The organism is Pseudomonas sp. MF7453 (assembly GCF_016405455.1).
GTDB classification, from domain to species: domain Bacteria; phylum Pseudomonadota; class Gammaproteobacteria; order Pseudomonadales; family Pseudomonadaceae; genus Aquipseudomonas; species Aquipseudomonas paralactis.
Map to the genome: position 1 here is coordinate 316782 of NZ_JAEKCN010000003.1, position 17537 is coordinate 334318.

The window sequence follows — 17537 nt, forward strand, 5'->3', positions numbered from 1 at the left end:
AGGACCTAACTATCCAACCTGAGCACCGCAAGGAAGGCTTCTTGTGGAATTTCCACGTTGCCCACTTGCTTCATGCGTTTTTTACCGGCCTTTTGCTTCTCAAGCAGCTTGCGCTTACGGCTTACGTCACCGCCGTAGCATTTGGCCAGTACGTTCTTTCTGAGAGCCTTGACGGAAGTCCGCGCAATGATCTGCCCGCCAATGGCGGCCTGGATCGCAACGTCGAACATCTGGCGCGGAATCAGTTCTTTCATCTTCTCGGTCAACTGGCGACCTTTGTAATGCGCGTTGTCCTTGTGCACGATCAGTGCCAGGGCATCGACCTTGTCGCCGTTGATCAACACATCCAGTTTCACCAGATTAGCCGATTGATAACGGTCGAAATGGTAATCCAGCGAAGCATAGCCGCGACTGGTGGATTTGAGACGGTCGAAGAAGTCCAGAACCACTTCGTTCATCGGCAAATCGTAGGTCACTTGCACCTGGGTACCGAGGAACAGCATGTCGTGCTGTACGCCACGCTTTTCGATACACAAGGTAATTACGTTGCCCAGGTGTTCCTGCGGCACAAGAATATTGGCGCGCACAATCGGCTCGCGCATGTCTTCGATGGAAGACAGATCCGGGAGCTTGGACGGGTTGTCGACGTAAATCGTTTCACCGGTTTTCAGCGCCAGCTCAAAAATAACCGTGGGTGCCGTGGTAATCAGGTCCAGGTCGTATTCGCGCTCCAGGCGCTCCTGGATGATTTCCATGTGCAGCATGCCCAGGAACCCGCAACGGAAACCGAAGCCCAGGGCGTCGGAACTTTCCGGGGTGTACTGCAACGACGAGTCGTTGAGAGTCAGCTTCTGCAGCGCTTCACGGAAGTCTTCGAAGTCGTCGGAGCTGACCGGGAACAGGCCAGCGTAGACCTGCGGCTGGATGCGTTTGAAGCCCGGCAGCATCGCCACGTCAGGAGTGGAGCTCAGGGTCAGGGTGTCACCCACTGGCGCACCGTGGATGTCCTTGATACCGGCGATGATGAAGCCTACTTCGCCGGCTTTCAGATCAGTAGTAGCGGTGTGCTTGGGGTTGAACACACCGACGCTGTCCACCAGGTGGATCTTGCCGGTGGACTTGACCAGGATCTTGTCGCCCTTCTTCACGCGGCCTTGACGCACGCGTACCAGGGAGACAACGCCCAGGTAGTTGTCGAACCAGGAATCGATGATCAACGCTTGCAGCGGATCTTCGTAGTTGCCGGTGGGCGCAGGGATGGTCTTGACCAGGCGTTCGAGCACTTCGTCGACGCCCAGGCCGGTCTTGGCGCTGCACTCGACGGCGTCGGTGGCGTCAATACCGATGATTTTTTCGATTTCTTCTTTTACACGGTCCGGGTCGGCCTGAGGCAGGTCGATCTTGTTCAGCACCGGCATGACTTCCAGGCCTTGCTCGATGGCGGTGTAGCAGTTTGCAACGGACTGGGCTTCAACGCCCTGGCCCGCATCCACCACCAGCAACGCACCTTCGCAGGCCGCCAGGGACCGGCTGACTTCATAGGTAAAGTCTACGTGGCCCGGGGTGTCAATGAAGTTCAGCTGGTACTTGATACCGTCTTTGGCGGTGTAATACAGGGTAACGCTGTGGGCCTTGATGGTGATCCCGCGCTCGCGCTCAAGGTCCATGGAATCCAGGACCTGGGCCTCCATTTCACGTTCGGCAAGGCCGCCGCACATCTGGATAAACCGATCGGCCAGCGTCGACTTGCCATGGTCAATGTGGGCGATGATGGAGAAATTGCGGATATGACTCAAATCACTCACGGATCAACACTCAAAAAGGCTGCAGGCAGATTGCCCGCTGAAAAATAGCCGGGAATTGTACCTGATGCTCGGGCCAGACGTCATCTTTGCTGACCAATACAAAAAAGCCCCATTTTAATGGGGCTTAAAACTGCAGGAGCGAGCTTGCTCGCGAAGATCGCCAACGATAACGCGTTCATCCTGGATGAACGCAGCGTTTCGCGGATTTTCGCGAGCAAGCTCGCTCCTACAGTGGCTGGCATTTTGCGAGCGTGGCTTCAACCGGCCCGACGCAGCAACCAGAACCCGGCCACGGCGCAGATGGTCGTCGGCACCAGCACCGCAAACAGCGGCGAGAAACCGAACACCAAACTCGACGGCCCGAGCAAATCCTGGGCGATGCGGAAGGTAAAGCCCACCAGCACACCGGTAAATACCCGCTGGCCCAGGGTTACGGAGCGCAGCGGCCCGAAGATGAAGGAAATCGCCATCAACACCAATGCAGCGGTGACTACCGGTTGCAGGACTTTCACCCAGAACGCCAGCCAGTAGCGGCCGTTGTTCAGGCCCTGCTCCTTGAGGTAATGAATGTAGCTCCACAAACCGGAGATCGGCAGCGCTTCGGGGACCATCACCACGGTGTTGAGCAGTTCCGGCTTCAGGGCGATATCCCACTGTTCGGTCGGTACATTGACCACTTCGGTGCTGGCCTTGGTGCCTTGGCCCACATTGCGGAAGTAGGTAGTGGTGACGTCGCTCAACTGCCATTGCTCGGCATTGTATTGCGCGCGCTTGGCGAAGCTGGAAGACAGCATGTGCCGCTCTTTATCGAAGGTATAGCGCGTGACACCGATCAACAGGCCGCCCGGTTGTACGGCGTTGATGTGGATAAACTCATCACCCTGGCGGTGCCACAAGCCGTGCTTGGCGCTTTGCGCATCGCCCGAGCCTTGGGCCAGGGCGCGATTGGCCTGGGCAGTGGCTTCGGCCGGGGGCGCAACGTATTCGCCGATCAGCACGCTGCACGCCATCAGCAGCAGCATCGGCTTCATCACCGCCCAGACGATACGACCAATGGATACGCCAGCGGCGCGCATGATGGTCAGTTCGCTGTTGCTGGCCAGGGTGCCCAGGCCGATCAGGCAACCGATCAGCGCCGCCATCGGCATCATGTCGTAGAGACGGCGCGGCGCAGTCAGCGCCACGTAGCTCAGCACATCCGTGACCGTATAGGTGTCGGTGACGTTGCCGACTTCATCAATGAAGGCAAACAGCAAGGCCAGGCCGAGGATGATGCCCAGTACCGCCAGGATGGCGATCAGTACGCTGCTGCCAATGTAGCGATCAAGCTTAGCCACGGGCCAACTCCTTCTGGCCACGACGGCTCTTCATTTTCAAACGGATAGGTTCCCAATAGAGCAGCCCCAGGCCGATCATCAGGAAAACCCCGTGCACCCACCACAGGCCAAGGGCTGGCGGCAACTTGCCTTTCTCCAGGGAGCCACGGGCAGAAATCAGGATGGTCAGGTAGGCCATATACAGCAGGATCGCCGGCAGCAGCTTGAGGAAACGCCCCTGGCGCGGGTTGACGCGCGACAGCGGCACGGCCATCAGGGTCACGATAAATACCAGCAGCGGCAGGGACAAACGCCATTGCAGCTCGGCGATGGAGCGCAGTTCCTGGCTGCCGAACAGCGATGCGGTCGGCAGGGCGTCGCGGTCGGTGACCTCGCCGCTGATCTCGGGCTTGGGCAGCATGACGCCATAGGTGTCGTACTTGATCGCCCGGTAGTCCGCCAAACCCGGGCTGCCGTCGTAGCGGTAGCCGTTTTCCAGGATCAGGTAGCGGTTGCCGTCGGGGCGGATTTCCTGGCGACCGCTGTCGGCCACCAGGATCGAAATACCCCGATCCTTCTGGTTTTGACCGAGGTTCTTCTGGGAGATGAACACGCCGCCAAGGTTGGAACGGTCGTCAGTCATGGTTTCGGTGTAGGTCACCCGTGAACCGTCGCTGAGCGACTGGAAGCGTCCGGGCTCAAGGGTGTCGAACTCGGTCATGGCATCCTGCTTGTTCAGCAGCAATTGGAATTGCATGGCCCCCTGGGGCGCCAGGCTCATGCTCAACCAGGCCACCACCAGGGCAACACCGGCGGCGGGCACCATGGTCATGGCCAGCAACCGCTGCTGGCTCATGCCGGTGGCCGACAGCACGGTCATTTCGCTTTCAAGGTACAACCGGCCATAGGCCAGCAATATGCCGAGAAACAGGCCCAATGGCAGGATCAGCTGCAGCATCCCGGGCATCCGGTAGCCCATGATCAAGAACAACGAGCCTGGGTCCAGTGCGCCTGCGGCGGCTTGAGCCAGGAACTTGACGAAACGACCACTCATGATGATGACCAGCAACACCGCACTCACGGCACTCAGGGTCAACAGGACTTCGCGGGACAGATAACGGAAGACGATCAAACCAGACACTCCAGGGTTGTCAGGCTAAGGCGGCCAAACAAGCAAGCATACCAAGTCGACCCGTTTACCACGGGCCGGCTGAAAAGATGGCGCATTATCCTGTGATTGACCGCGCCTGTCACGGAGCTTACTCATGCGCACGCACAAAGCGTGCGCCAAGGGTTGTCAGGCTCCGTCGGCGAGGTTCAAACTGCGGCCTTTGCCCGCAGGCGGTTTACCAAGCTGCCGAGCTTCAAGCCTGAGTACAAACTCCAGGCTCACAGACCTTGATAAGGGACCCGAACATGGAATTGGTTGTAAAAAGCGTTAGCCCCGAAACGTTGAAAACCGCCACCCTCGTGGTCGCTGTCGGCGAAGGCCGCACACTCGGCGTCGCCGCCAAGCAACTGGACGAACTGAGCGGCGGCGCGATCAGCGCGATCCTCAAGCGCGGCGACCTGGCCGGCAAAGTCGGCCAGAGCCTGCTGCTGCAGAGCCTGCCCAACCTCAAGGCCGAGCGCGTATTGCTGGTGGGCGTGGGCAAGGACGCCGAACTGGGCGACCGTACGCTGCGCAAGATCATCAGCGGCATTCTCACCACCCTCAAGGGCCTGGGCGGCAGCGATGCGGCACTGGCACTCGACGAAATCGTGGTCAAGGGCCGTGACAGCTACGGCAAGACCCGCCTGTTGGCCGAGTCGCTGCTGGACGGCGGTTATGTTTTTGACCAGTTCAAGAGCCAGAAGGCCGAACCGCGCGCCCTGAAAAAAATCACCCTGCTGACCATCAAGGCCGCTCAGGCTGAAGTTCAGCGCGCCGTGACCCACGCCCAGGCCATCGCTAACGGCATGTCGTTCACTCGCGACCTGGGCAACCTGCCGCCGAACATCTGCCACCCGACATTCCTGGGCGAACAGGCCAAGGCATTGGGCAAAGAGTTCAAGGGCTTGAAGGTTGAAGTGCTGGACGAGAAGAAGATCAAGGACCTGGGCATGGGCTCGTTCTATGCCGTAGGCCAGGGCAGCGACCAGCCGCCACGCCTGATCGTGATGCAATACAACGGCGGCAAGAAGTCCGAGAAGCCTTACGCCCTGGTAGGTAAAGGCATCACTTTCGACACCGGTGGCATCAGCCTCAAGCCGGGCGCCGGCATGGACGAAATGAAGTACGACATGGGCGGCGCCGCCAGCGTATTCGGTACCCTGCGTGCCGTGCTGGAACTCAAGCTGCCGATCAACCTGGTGTGCATTCTGGCTTGTGCCGAGAACATGCCGAGCGGCGGCGCGGCCCGCCCGGGCGATATCGTCACCACCATGAGCGGCCAGACCGTGGAAATCCTCAACACCGACGCCGAAGGCCGCCTGGTGCTGTGCGACGCCCTGACCTACGCCGAGCGCTTCAAGCCCCAGGCCGTGATCGACATCGCCACCCTGACCGGCGCGTGCATCGTTGCCTTGGGTTCCCACACGTCGGGCCTGCTGGGCAACAACGACGAACTGATCGAGCAACTGCTCAGCGCCGGCAAGGCTGCCGACGACCGCGCCTGGCAACTGCCGCTGTTCGATGAGTACCAGGAACAACTGGACAGCCCATTCGCCGACATCGCCAACATTGGCGGCCCGAAAGCCGGCACCATCACGGCGGCCTGCTTCCTGTCGCGCTTTGCCAAGAACTTCAACTGGGCCCACCTGGACATCGCCGGCACCGCCTGGACCAGCGGCGGCAAGGACAAAGGCGCAACTGGCCGTCCGGTACCCCTGCTGACCCAATACCTGCTGGATCGCGCCAAGGCCTAAGCGCCCCCCGCGCCCTTTGTAGGAGCGAGCTTGCTCGCGAAGATCGCCAACGATAACGCGCCCATCCTGGATGAGCGCGGTGTCCTCAGGTTTTTCGCGAGCAAGCTCGCTCCTACAGAGGCCGCGGGCCAGCACCAGGAACTGCAATGACCCAAGTCGACTTCTATATATTGCCCAGCGCCGATCCCCTCGCGCGCCTGGACTTTGCCTGCAAGCTCACCGAAAAAGCCTGGCGCATGGGCCATCGCATCTACCTGCATTGCAGCGATGCCGCCCAACGCGATGAGCTGGATGCGCGCCTGTGGCGCTTCAAGGGCGAAAGCTTCGTGCCCCACGGCCCCGCCGAATCAGAACCCGAAGGCCTGGTAGTGCTGGGCCTGGGCGACAGTTGCGGCGATCACCATGACCTGTTGGTCAATCTGGACCTGAAAGTACCGGCCTTTGCCAAGGCGTTCGCCCGTGTGGCGGAAGTGGTGGTGGAAGACCCGGCTATTCGTCAGGCCGCGCGGGAGAGTTTTCGTTTCTATCGCGAACAGGGCTATTCTCTGCAGGATCACCGGTTACAACGACTTTAGAGCACACGATGGACACTCCCAACCCGCTGAAAAAAGACGACCACCTGCTGGACGACCTGGAGTCGATCCGTCAGTTGCTGGGTGATGACAACCTGCAACCGCCGCTGCTGACCGAAACGGCCGATGGCGAGGTACAGATACCGCTGCTGTTCGACATGGTCGGCCACAAGTCTGCCGCGCCGGAACCTGTGGTTGAACAACCCGCCCCCGCCGCAGAAAAAGCCCCCGATGCCCTGCTGCTGCACCTGGACAACGAACTGCGCGCTGCCGCCCAGCTGATCATGCAGGATGTGATCGATGACTTTGCGCCGCATATCGAAGCCGAGATCAAGCGTCGGATGGATGCGCGCATGGAGCGGTTGCTCAGCCAATACCAGTCTTAAACCTTGCATAGATCCCTGTGGGAGCTGGCAAGCCAGCTCCCACATTAATTCTGCATCGGTCTTAAACCGTCTTCACCTCGCCCTCGCCCCTATCCCCCGTTATACTTGCCGGCTTTCCTGAATAAATGCCAACTAGGGTCCCGCCGCGCATGGATAAGACCTACCAGCCCCACGCTATCGAAACTTCCTGGTACAACACTTGGGAGTCCGAGAACTATTTCGCCCCACAAGGTGCGGGCGACTCCTACACCATCATGATCCCGCCACCGAACGTCACTGGCAGCCTGCACATGGGCCATGGCTTCAACAATGCGATCATGGATGCGTTGATCCGTTTCCGCCGTATGCAGGGTCGAGACACCCTGTGGCAGCCAGGTACCGACCACGCCGGTATCGCCACGCAAATGCTGGTGGAACGCCAACTGGAAGCCACCGGCCAGAACCGTCACGACCTGGGCCGCGAGAAATTCCTGGAGAAAGTCTGGGAATGGAAAGACCAGTCCGGCGGCAATATCAGCCGTCAGATCCGTCGCCTGGGTTCGTCCGTGGACTGGAGCCGCGAGCGCTTCACCATGGACGACGGCCTTTCGGAAGCCGTGAAGGAAGCCTTCGTGCGCCTGCACGAAGACGGCCTGATCTACCGTGGCAAGCGCCTGGTTAACTGGGACACCAAGTTGCACACGGCGATTTCCGACCTCGAAGTGGAAAACCATGACGAGAAAGGCTTCCTGTGGAACCTCAAGTACCCGCTGGCCGACGGCGCCAAGACCGCTGAAGGCAATGATTACCTGATCGTCGCCACTACCCGTCCGGAAACCATGCTCGGCGATGCCGCCGTGGCCGTTAACCCGAACGACGAGCGCTACCAGGCGCTGATCGGCAAGTTCGTTGAACTGCCACTGGTTGGCCGTCGTATCCCGATCATCGCCGATGACTATTGCGATCCTGAATTCGGCACCGGCTGCGTGAAAATCACCCCGGCCCACGATTTCAACGACTACGAAGTCGGCAAGCGCCACAACCTGCCGTTGCTGAACATCTTCGACAAGAATGCCGCCGTATTGCCAGCCTGCCAGGTGTTCAACCTGGACGGCTCGTTGAACGACAGCATTGACGGCAAGATCCCGGCCGAATACGCAGGCCTGGACCGTTTTGAAGCGCGCAAGCAGATCGTTGCAGCCTTCGACGCCGCCGGTTTGCTGGTCAGCGTTGACGACCACGGCCTGAAAGTGCCGAAGGGCGACCGCTCCGGCACTGTGATCGAGCCGTGGCTGACCGACCAGTGGTACGTGTCCACCAAGCCGCTGGCAGAACCTGCGATTGCCGCCGTTGAAGACGGTCGCATCCAGTTCGTGCCTAAACAGTACGAAAACATGTATTTCTCGTGGATGCGCGACATCCAGGATTGGTGCATCAGCCGTCAGCTGTGGTGGGGCCACCGCATTCCGGCCTGGTACGACGAGTCGGGCAAGGTCTATGTAGGCCGCGACGAAGCCGAAGTGCGTGCCAAGCACAACCTGGGCGCCGACATCGCGCTGCAACAGGACAATGACGTACTCGACACCTGGTTCAGCTCGGGCCTGTGGACGTTCTCCACCCTGGGCTGGCCGCAGCAGACCGAGTTCCTGAAAAAATTCCACTCCACCGACGTGCTGGTCACCGGCTTCGATATCATTTTCTTCTGGGTTGCCCGGATGATCATGCTCACCATGCACTTGGTGAAGAACGAAGACGGCACCCCGCAGGTACCGTTCAAGACCGTGTACGTACACGGCCTGGTGCGCGACGGCCAGGGCCAGAAGATGTCCAAGTCCAAGGGCAACGTCCTGGACCCGCTGGACATCATCGACGGCATCGACCTGGAAACCCTGGTGCAGAAACGCACCTCGGGCCTGATGCAGCCGAAACTGGCGAAAAAGATCGAAAAGCAGACCCGCGACGAATTCGCCGACGGCATCGCCAGCTACGGCACCGACGCCCTGCGCTTCACCTTCTGCTCGCTGGCCTCCACCGGTCGCGACATCAAGTTCGACATGGGCCGCGTCGAAGGCTATCGCAACTTCTGCAACAAGATCTGGAACGCCGCGCGCTACGTGCTGGACAAAGGCGAAGACTGCGGCCAGAACGGCGAAGCCTATGAGCTGAGCCTGGCTGATCGCTGGATCATCTCGCAGCTGCAACGTACCGAAGCCGAAGTGACCCGCCAGCTCGACCAGTTCCGTTTCGACCTGGCCGCACAGGCCCTGTACGAGTTCATCTGGAACCAGTATTGCGACTGGTACCTGGAACTGTCCAAGCCGGTACTGTGGGACGAAAACGCGCCGGTCGAACGCCAGCGCGGCACCCGTCGCACCCTGGTGCGCGTGCTCGAAGTGGCGCTGCGCCTGGCGCATCCGTTCATGCCGTTCATCACCGAAGAAATCTGGCAGCGCCTGGCGCCGTTGGCCGGTATCGAAGGCAAGACCATCATGCTGCAACCTTGGCCAGTGGCCAACGAAGTGCGCATCGATGAGGCCGCCGAAAGCGATATCGAATGGCTCAAGACCCTGATGCTCGGCACGCGCAACATCCGCGCCGAGATGAACATCGGGCCGGGCAAGCCATTGGCCGTGTTCGTCAAGAATGCCAGTGCCGAAGATCAGCGCCGTCTCAGCGAGAACGATGCGCTGCTCAAGAAGCTGGCCAAGCTGGAGTCGATCACCGTATTGGCTGCCGATGCCGAAGCACCGCTGTCTGCCACCGCGCTGGTCGGTGACATGGAAGTACTGGTGCCCATGGCCGGCCTGATCGACAAGGGCGCTGAACTGGCCCGTCTCGACAAGGAAATCGCACGCCTGCAAGGCGAAGTGCAGCGGGTGGGCGGCAAGCTGTCCAACGCGGCATTCGTCGACAAGGCGCCGGCTGAGGTGATCGAGAAAGAACGCGCCAAATTGGCTGAGGCTGAACAGGCTTTGGGCAAGCTGGCGGAGCAACATGCGCGGATTTCCAGCCTGTAAGGCTCAAGTCGCGTAAAAAAGAGACCTTCGGGTCTCTTTTTTTTGTCCAGGCAAACGACACCATTTCCCAATCAAAACCCTATCCCTGTGGGAGCTGGCTTGCCAGCGATAGCATCACCTCAGTCTGCCTGATACACCCAGTCGCCTGCATCGCAGGCAAGCCAGCTCCCACATTTGACCGAGTTGTGTTCAGGAATGTGTGACAATGCTCACCACTTTGAGCCAACACCAGAATCATCATGACCGCCCCGACTACGCCAAAACCTCCGCGCAAGAAGCCTAAAACCGCCGCCACGACCAAGCCCGTCGCGCCGCGCAAAGAGGCCACCTTGCACCCGCGCAACCGCCACACGGGCCGTTACGACTTCCCGGCGCTGATCAAGACCACGCCGGAACTGGCGAAATTCGTGATCATCAACCCCTATGGCAAGGAGAGCATCGACTTCGCTAGCCCGGACGCGGTGCGGGTGTTCAACCGGGCGTTGCTCAAGTCGTTCTATGGCATCCAGCACTGGGACATCCCGGCCGATTACCTGTGCCCCCCGGTACCGGGGCGTGCCGACTATGTGCACTTCCTCGCCGACCTGCTCGCCAGCGTCAACGACGGCAAGATCCCACGTGGCTCGATCGTCAAGGTGCTGGATATCGGCATGGGCGCCAACTGCGTCTACCCGCTGATTGGCTACATGGAGTACCGCTGGAACTTCCTGGGCTCGGAGGTCGACCCGATTGCCGTGTCCGCCGCCAAGGCCATCGTGCAGTCCAATGACCTGAGCAAGGTTATCCAGCTGCGCCAACAGCCCAACCCCAAGCAGATCCTGTTGGGCTTGCTGGAGCCGGGCGAACGCTTTGACCTGACCATGTGCAACCCGCCGTTCCATGCATCCATGGATGAAGCCACCAAGGGCAGCGAGCGCAAGTGGCGCGCCCTGGGCAAGGCGGATCCGAAGCGCAAGTTGCCGGTGCTCAACTTCGGTGGCCAATCGGCCGAGTTGTGGTGTGAAGGCGGCGAAGCGCGGTTTGTAACGCAATTGATCGCCGAGAGCGCGCATTTTGCCCACAAAGTGCTGTGGTTCAGCACCCTGGTGTCAAAAGCGTCCAACTTGCCTGCGATCGAAACCGCGCTGAAAAAAGCCGGCGTGCTGGAAAGCCAGGTAGTGGAGATGTCCCAGGGGCAGAAGCAGAGCCGCTTTGTGGCCTGGACATTCCAGACCAAGAACGAGCAGCAGATCTGGCGCCAGCGCTGGGTCCGCTGACGCCAACCTGTAGGAGCGAGCTTGCTCGCGAAAAACGCCAAGGCGCCGCGCTCAACCAGGACGGGCGCGTTATCGTTAACGTTTTTCGCGAGCAAGCTCGCTCCTACAGTTAAAAAACGCAGGCAACAAAAAACCGTGCCCGGATCACTCCGGAGCACGGTTTTTTTTACTGCGTCTTACTTGTTAACAGCGTCGGTCAGGCCTTTAGCCACAACCAGCTTGATAACTTTCTTGGCAGCGATTTCGATGGCAGCGCCAGTCGAAGGGTTACGGCCGGTACGGGCAGGACGCTCGGTCACTTTCAGCTTGCCAATGCCTGGCAGAGTGATTTCGCCGCCATTTTCCAGCTGATCGGCAACGATCTGGCCCAGTTGGTCCAGAGCAGCGCGCGCGGTGGTTTTTGGCGCGTCGATAGCTTCAGCGATATCAGCGATCAGTTGGTCTTTAGTCAAAGCCATTGTGGTGTTCCTTCCCTATCAAATTCATATGGATTGCAGAGTGCAGTGTCAGCCGTCGAGCCCGACCGTCATGGCCTGGCATCCCCGGCTATAACCACGGAGATCGGGGTTATAGATGCTTGAAACGGGGATTGGTTCGACCTGACAAATGCTGAATGCACGCTTAACGCCGAGACTTGGCGTAAGACGGGGCAAAACTAGCACAGAGACGGGGAAATATCCGCCTCAACATACCCATTTGGTCAGCTTTATCGCTCTAAACCGTGAAAAAAAGGCATATGGGCGGTCGGAGGCCATCCAAAATGCCCTTTGGGGCACGTCGCGGCCAATGGGTGCGGTACACTGGGCGACTTTTCGGGGAGGCCGACCGCTCCCCCTTCAACCAGCCGAGAAGCCTATGCCGATCCGTCATTGCATCGTCCACCTGATCGACAAAAAACCCGACGGCACACCCGCAGTTCTTCATGCCCGCGACTCAGAACTGTCCGAGTCGGCCGCTATCGAGAACATGCTTGCCGACCTCAACGAGAGCTACAACGCCAAACAAGGCAAGGCCTGGGGTTTCTTCCACGCCGAGTCGGGCGCGCACCCGTTCAGCGGCTGGTTGAAGGAATACTTCGACGGTGGCCAGGACTTCACCGCCTTCAGCCGCACGGCGGTGGAGCACCTGCAGAAGCTGATGGAGGAGTCCAACCTCTCCACCGGCGGCCATGTGCTGTTTGCCCACTACCAACAAGGCATGACCGACTACCTGGCCATCGCCCTGCTGCACCACAGCGAAGGCGTGGCGGTCACCGACGAGCTGGACGTGACGCCCTCGCGCCACCTGGACCTGGGCCAACTGCACCTGGCGGCACGCATCAACGTTTCCGAGTGGCAGAACAACAAGCAGTCCAAGCAATACATCTCGTTTATCAAGGGCAAGAACGGCAAGAAGGTCTCGGAGTACTTCCGCGACTTTATCGGCTGCCAGGAAGGCGTCGACGGCCCGGGCGAAACCCGCACCCTGCTCAAGGCGTTCAGTGACTTCGTTGAAAGCGAAGACCTGCCTGACGAATCGGCCCGCGAAAAGACCAAGACCCTGGTGGACTACGCCAGCAGCCAGGCCAAGCTCGGCGAACCCATGGGCCTGGAAGAACTCTCCGGCCTGATCGATGAAGATCGGCCAAAAGCGTTCTACGACCATATCCGCAACAAGGATTACGGCCTGTCGCCGGAAATTCCAGCCGACAAACGCACCCTTAACCAGTTCCGCCGCTTCACCGGGCGCGCCGAGGGTTTGTCCATCAGCTTCGAAGCGCACCTGTTGGGCGACAAGATCGAGTACGACGAAGCCGCCGGCACCTTGATCATCAAGGGCCTGCCGACCCAGCTGACCGACCAGCTCAAGCGCCGTAACTGATGCTGGGCGGGGTTCTGAAGAAAGTCCTGCTGGTGTTACTGGTGGTGGTTGCGATCCAGAACTGGGGCAAGATCGAGCGGGTGTTCAACCCCTCCCAGGTAGTGTCGGAGCAGGTACGCGCCTCGGCGCGTGTGGTGTTGTATTCCACGCAGTGGTGCGGGTACTGCAAGCAGATCCAGCGTTTTCTGGACCAGAAAGGCATACCGTACCAGGCGCTGGATATCGAAAAGGACGCCCAGGCGCGCAAGGCCTATGAGGCGCTGGGTGGTGGCGGAATCCCGTTTGTGGATGTGAACGGCACGTTGATTCGCGACTACAACCCCGAAGCAATCATGGCCGCCCTGAAGTAACACCCAATCAAATGTGGGAGCTGGCTTGCCTGCGATGGCGATGTAACAGGTTCAATACCTGTGACTGACACACCGCTATCGCAGGCAAGCCAGCTCCCACACACGTCAGCTCTGCACATTGGGTCGTGTGGTGGCCTTAGAAGTTGGCTTCCAGAGACACCATCGCGGTGCGCTCCTCGCCGACGTTGTAATACGCCGTGCTTGCCCCCAGCCCGTTGACCGGCGCCGAGTTGAACGCAACGGTACGCGCGGAGCTCAGGTATTGCTTGTCAAACACGTTGAGCATCGAAAACCGCAGGGTTGCCGACTTGATGATCTTTTTGTCCACCGGCAAGTAAATACCGGCGTTAAGGTCAAACACCGTACGGCCTTCGATCTTTTCCTTGTTGGTCAAATCACCATAAAAGCTGCCGACATACTTGCCCGCGACATTCCCGTAGAACCGCGAGTCGTCGTACCCGAACACCAGATTGAACATGTTTTCCGGCACGTTGGCCAGTTGCTTGCCCGAGGTTGGCAGCAGCACGTTCTTGCTCAGCAAATCGTCCTTCTGCTCGGACTGGGTGTAGGTGTACGAGGCGTAGTAGTTGAAGTTGTGCGGCAACAAGCCACTCCACTCCAGTTCCAGCCCCTTGTTATCCACGCTGCCGACGTTGAGCACCATGTAGTCACCGCTGGCGTCGGTGGTCGACACCTGGCGATCCTTGAAGCTGATATAGAACAAGGTCGCACTCAGGGCCATGTCGTCTTCGGTATAACGCCAGCCCAGTTCCTGGTTCCAGCTCAATTCGGACTTGAGGCTGACGGAGTCGCCCTTGTTGTAGAGCACATAGTTGGGCGGTGTGCGCATATTGCGGGTGACGTTGTAGAACGCCTGGTTGCTTTCATCGACCTGGTACTTGGCACTGAAATTGGGCAGGAACTGGTGGTAACGGGTGTTACGTTTTTCCGGTTTGTCGTACAGGCTGCCGAGGTTGTCGCCGTCGCGCTCGACGTATTGGTAGGCCAGGCCCGCGACAAAACTCAGGTCCGGCGTGGCTTGCCAATTGTCCTGCACCCAGAGTTTCTGCGCCGGGGTGACGGTGTAATAGTGGCGACCTTGTACGGTGGCGCCATTCTTGTCGACCACCTGCCCGCCGCTGTTGTAATCGCCCCACACATCATCGGGCGCGCCTTCGCCGTTGATCCCGATAAATGGCTGGGTCTGGCGCTGGCGTGCGCGCTCATACCAGTAGCCGTAGTCCAGGCTGTGCGCTTCGTTGATGTCCCACTTCATTTTGGCGGTGACACCGGGGCGCCAGGTCTCGGTCCACGACGGGCGATAGTAGTTGGCCGATTGCAGGTTACTCAGGTCGTAGTTGCCGGCCTTGTCGGACTTCGGGCCCAGGTTGGAGGCGGTCTGGCCGCTGAAGCTGCCGCCGTTGGACCAGTAGTAGTAGTACGGCGTGACGGTCAGCGACAGGTTGTCCTGCAATTGCCAGCGCTGGGTCAGCGTAGCGTTTACGCTTTCGAAGGGGTTGCGGTTGAGCTTGTAGGACGCCGACAACAAACCTGCCTTGTACACCGGGCTTTCGGCGTAATCCTTGCGTCGCCCCTCCGTCTCGAACTGTGACTTGCTCAGGCTGTTGTAGTTGTAGTTTTCCTGCTTGTTGTACTTGACCGTGGCCAGTGTGGAGCTGCCGTTGTCACCTTCGAAGAGGCTGCTCCACTCGATTTTGTCGCTGCGCAGGGTGCCCTTGCCGCGCCATTTATCGCCTTCCAGGTGCGACGCCGAGACCCAGGTTTTCAAGCCACCAAAATCGCCGGTATTTGCCCGCACGAACGTCTTGCGCAGGGCATTGGCGCCTACGGTCTGCTTGGCGAATACCCCGGCGTCTTTGGTCGGCCGGACAGTGATCATGCCGATGTTGCCGCCGCTGGAGCCGATGTGCGGGCCGTCCGCCTCCGACGAACCCTGAGTGGCGAACACTTCGGCGAGGTTTTCCGGGTCGCCCAGCTGGTTGGAATACACGCTGTAGTTGCCCGAGTCGTTAATCGGCACGCCGTCGACTGAAACCCCGACCTGGTCCGAACTCATACCGCGCATGGTGAAGCTGGTGCCGCTGGTACCGCTGGCGTCATCACTGGAAACGTTGATGCCCGGGGTGTACTTGAGCTTGTCGATGGCGTTGGCAGTGGCCGACATTTCATCCATGGCTTCTTTGGTGACCGTCGAGCGCGCCTTGGCACTTTCCTCGCGAATCATATGCCCGTTGCCCAGGGTCTGCTTGCCGGTAACATTCACCGAACCCACATCCTGTGTGTCATCGGCCAGAACCAGCGGCGCAAAGCCGCCCAGGCCCGATGCCATAAGCAGGGCATAAAGAGTGTTGTAGTTCACGTGTTGATCCCTTACTGACATTGTTGTGTTGTATGGGGCAGAGAGGCTCTTCCTGACCATTTGCTCAGGAACCAGGGATGATCCACGGCACGTGTAACCGTTTGGTGACAGGTTTGGGTGATTGCGATGAAGGTTCGGTGAACGACGCCTTGGGCCTAGCGCAACACGATCATGCGCCCCAGCAGCGAATGTTGCTCAAAGCCGAGCACCGCTTGCAGCGCATTCAACACCGCCTGCGGATCGTTGCTCGGAAAACTGCCGCTGACGCGTCTGGCGCCTATTTCATCGTTAAGCAACAGGATGCGGCCCGGGTAGTAACGGCTCAGGTCCTTGACCACATCTGCCAGCGGCGCCTTGTAGTAATTGAGCCAGCCGTCACGCCAGGCCAGGCGTGACTGGCTGTCGACCGCGTGCAGGGCGTCGGCTACGCCGTCGGCATAGGCCACTTGCTGACCCGCTGCCAGGACCTGTTGCAGGCCCTGTTTGGATGGGGTTACGCCGACTCGCCCGGACAGCACGGTGACCTCAGCGCCTGCAGGTTGCAGACGCACTTCGAACTGGGTGCCCAGCACCCGCGCCTCACCACCGCCCGCCTCCACCACAAAGGGCTGTCCCGTGTGGCTCACGCTGAAAAACCCCGCCCCGCGCCGCAGTTGGATATGCCGCTCACCCTGGCTGAAATCCACGGCAATGGCGCTGTCGGCATCCAGGGTGACCTGGGATTGATCTGCCAGGATGAAGGTCTTCACCTCCCCCGCCGCCGTCACGTAATCGGCACCCAACTCATCGACCCAGCGCGACGGCTGCCAACCGGCGCCCATCGCCACCATCAGCAGCAGGCTTGCGGCCATCGCCAGGGCGCCGGTCCAGCGCAACCCCCGTGAACGCCTGGAGGTGTTGATCTGGTTGAGGTAGCCCTGCAAGGCCAGCGCGTCCTCATCGGCCAGCTGGCGTGCCGGCACTTCGCTCAACTCCCACAGCACCTGGGCCTGGGAGTAAGCCTGGACATGCGCGGGGTCGGCGCGCAGCCAGCGGCTGAACGTGGCCTGGTCGCCGCTGCTGGGCTGGTCATGCAACAGGCTCAGCCAGGCCAGCGCGGCCTGTTCCTGGGCGGGTGTGGGCGTAACGTTCACGGTGCTTTCCCTGGCGTACGTGGAGGCGGCGGTTCACGAAGGCTGGCCTTGCAGGCTTCGAGGGCGCGCATCATATGTTTTTCTACGGCGCTTTGGGACAGCCCCATGGCCTTGGCGATCTCGGCGTATTTGCGACCGTGGATGCGGTTAAGCAGGAAAATCTGCCGGGTGCGTTCGGGCAAGCTGCGCAAGGCGGCTTCGACATGGCGCAGATCATTGCCTGCCTCCAGCGCCGCCTGGGGTTCGCAACTGTGGTGATCTGGCTGCTCGGGCCGCCAGCCTTCACTGCTGCGTACCCGCGCGCCTTCGCTGCGCAGATGGTCGATGGCGATATTGCCCGCGCAGCGCAGCAGGTAAGTGCTGAGCTCCTCAACCTGCACCAAGGGCCGACGCCAGAAACGCAGGAACAAGTCCTGCACCAGGTCGGCCGCCGTGGCGCGGCAACCAACCCGGCGGCTCACCAATGCCTCCATCTGCGAACGCTGGGATAAAAATACCTGCAGGAAATGCGCACGCCCACCGGCCGCATCCGGGTGCGGGCTGTCCTGAGGTTCCGGCGGTGGGCTGATCATCATG

Annotated in this window: 14 protein-coding genes; 7 read left to right on the forward strand and 7 right to left on the reverse strand. The window is 60.1% G+C overall.

Going from position 1 to position 17537, the window contains the following annotated elements; genetic code table 11:
- Window positions 1-5 precede the first annotated feature (5 nt).
- The 3 genes from lepA to lptF all read right to left on the reverse strand — a co-directional run bounded on the left by lepA (window position 6) and on the right by lptF (window position 4253).
- Window positions 6-1805 (reverse strand): translation elongation factor 4, encoded by a 1800-nt coding sequence (lepA, locus tag JFT63_RS07305; RefSeq protein ID WP_057701457.1) that lies wholly within the window; start codon window positions 1803-1805, stop codon window positions 6-8.
- 257 nt (window positions 1806-2062) lie between these two features.
- Window positions 2063-3142, reverse strand: a complete 1080-nt coding sequence (gene lptG / locus JFT63_RS07310; protein ID WP_057701458.1) for an LPS export ABC transporter permease LptG — start codon at window positions 3140-3142, stop codon at window positions 2063-2065.
- Window positions 3135-4253: an LPS export ABC transporter permease LptF gene (gene lptF / locus JFT63_RS07315; protein WP_198843676.1), complete on the reverse strand. Its 1119-nt coding sequence runs from the start codon at window positions 4251-4253 to the stop codon at window positions 3135-3137. Before lptF ends, lptG begins: the two co-directional genes overlap by 8 nt.
- Before the next feature lie 284 nt (window positions 4254-4537).
- On the opposite strand from lptF, the gene JFT63_RS07320 reads away from it, so the two are divergent.
- The 5 genes from JFT63_RS07320 to rlmF all read left to right on the forward strand — a co-directional run bounded on the left by JFT63_RS07320 (window position 4538) and on the right by rlmF (window position 11238).
- A complete protein-coding gene (locus JFT63_RS07320) occupies window positions 4538-6028 on the forward strand; it encodes a leucyl aminopeptidase (protein ID WP_057701460.1) in 1491 nt (496 codons plus the stop codon).
- Window positions 6029-6174: 146 nt separating this feature from the next.
- Window positions 6175-6603: a DNA polymerase III subunit chi gene (locus JFT63_RS07325; RefSeq protein ID WP_057701461.1), complete on the forward strand. Its 429-nt coding sequence runs from the start codon at window positions 6175-6177 to the stop codon at window positions 6601-6603.
- Between the two features lie 8 nt (window positions 6604-6611).
- Window positions 6612-6986 carry a DNA polymerase III subunit chi gene (locus JFT63_RS07330; RefSeq protein ID WP_198843677.1) on the forward strand — a complete coding sequence of 125 codons (375 nt, stop codon included), beginning with the start codon at window positions 6612-6614 and terminating at the stop codon, window positions 6984-6986.
- A gap of 149 nt (window positions 6987-7135) precedes the next feature.
- The gene (locus tag JFT63_RS07335; RefSeq protein ID WP_198843678.1) at window positions 7136-9982 is read left to right on the forward strand and encodes a valine--tRNA ligase; all 2847 of its coding nucleotides are present in this window, start codon (window positions 7136-7138) and stop codon (window positions 9980-9982) included.
- A gap of 239 nt (window positions 9983-10221) precedes the next feature.
- Window positions 10222-11238: a 23S rRNA (adenine(1618)-N(6))-methyltransferase RlmF gene (gene rlmF / locus JFT63_RS07340; protein WP_057701464.1), complete on the forward strand. Its 1017-nt coding sequence runs from the start codon at window positions 10222-10224 to the stop codon at window positions 11236-11238.
- A 176-nt stretch (window positions 11239-11414) separates the two neighbouring features.
- Here the strand turns inward: rlmF and JFT63_RS07345 are convergent, their stop codons facing one another.
- Entirely contained in the window at window positions 11415-11696 is a 282-nt protein-coding gene (locus JFT63_RS07345) for an HU family DNA-binding protein (RefSeq protein ID WP_005785131.1), read from the reverse strand.
- A gap of 397 nt (window positions 11697-12093) precedes the next feature.
- On the opposite strand from JFT63_RS07345, the gene yejK reads away from it, so the two are divergent.
- Together yejK and JFT63_RS07355 are read left to right on the forward strand one after the other, a co-directional pair.
- On the forward strand, window positions 12094-13098 hold the full coding sequence (gene yejK, locus JFT63_RS07350; RefSeq protein WP_057701465.1) for a nucleoid-associated protein YejK: 1005 nt from the start codon (window positions 12094-12096) through the stop codon (window positions 13096-13098).
- Window positions 13098-13448 (forward strand): glutaredoxin family protein, encoded by a 351-nt coding sequence (locus tag JFT63_RS07355; RefSeq protein WP_198708754.1) that lies wholly within the window; start codon window positions 13098-13100, stop codon window positions 13446-13448. The genes yejK and JFT63_RS07355 overlap by 1 nt, the downstream gene beginning before the upstream one ends.
- Before the next feature lie 136 nt (window positions 13449-13584).
- Here the strand turns inward: JFT63_RS07355 and JFT63_RS07360 are convergent, their stop codons facing one another.
- The 3 genes from JFT63_RS07360 to JFT63_RS07370 form a co-directional block, all read right to left on the reverse strand.
- Window positions 13585-15828, reverse strand: coding sequence for a TonB-dependent receptor (locus tag JFT63_RS07360; RefSeq protein WP_198843679.1), 2244 nt, complete (start codon window positions 15826-15828; stop codon window positions 13585-13587).
- Between the two features lie 155 nt (window positions 15829-15983).
- Window positions 15984-16961 (reverse strand): FecR family protein, encoded by a 978-nt coding sequence (locus JFT63_RS07365; RefSeq protein WP_186561266.1) that lies wholly within the window; start codon window positions 16959-16961, stop codon window positions 15984-15986.
- Complete coding sequence (locus tag JFT63_RS07370) at window positions 16958-17536, reverse strand: RNA polymerase sigma factor (RefSeq protein WP_057701469.1); 579 nt, start codon at window positions 17534-17536, stop codon at window positions 16958-16960. Before JFT63_RS07370 ends, JFT63_RS07365 begins: the two co-directional genes overlap by 4 nt.
- Window position 17537 lies beyond the last annotated feature (1 nt).

Bases quoted from the DNA above. Each gene is read 5' to 3' on its own strand.
- JFT63_RS07320 (WP_057701460.1), top strand. From the start codon at position 4,538: ATGGAATTGGTTGTAAAAAGCGTTAGCCCCGAAACGTTGAAAACCGCC.
- JFT63_RS07325 (WP_057701461.1), top strand. From the start codon at position 6,175: ATGACCCAAGTCGACTTCTATATATTGCCCAGCGCCGATCCCCTCGCG.
- JFT63_RS07330 (WP_198843677.1), top strand. From the start codon at position 6,612: ATGGACACTCCCAACCCGCTGAAAAAAGACGACCACCTGCTGGACGAC.
- JFT63_RS07335 (WP_198843678.1), top strand. From the start codon at position 7,136: ATGGATAAGACCTACCAGCCCCACGCTATCGAAACTTCCTGGTACAAC.
- rlmF (WP_057701464.1), top strand. From the start codon at position 10,222: ATGACCGCCCCGACTACGCCAAAACCTCCGCGCAAGAAGCCTAAAACC.
- JFT63_RS07345 (WP_005785131.1), bottom strand. From the start codon at position 11,696: ATGGCTTTGACTAAAGACCAACTGATCGCTGATATCGCTGAAGCTATC.
- yejK (WP_057701465.1), top strand. From the start codon at position 12,094: ATGCCGATCCGTCATTGCATCGTCCACCTGATCGACAAAAAACCCGAC.
- JFT63_RS07355 (WP_198708754.1), top strand. From the start codon at position 13,098: ATGCTGGGCGGGGTTCTGAAGAAAGTCCTGCTGGTGTTACTGGTGGTG.
- JFT63_RS07370 (WP_057701469.1), bottom strand. From the start codon at position 17,536: ATGATGATCAGCCCACCGCCGGAACCTCAGGACAGCCCGCACCCGGAT.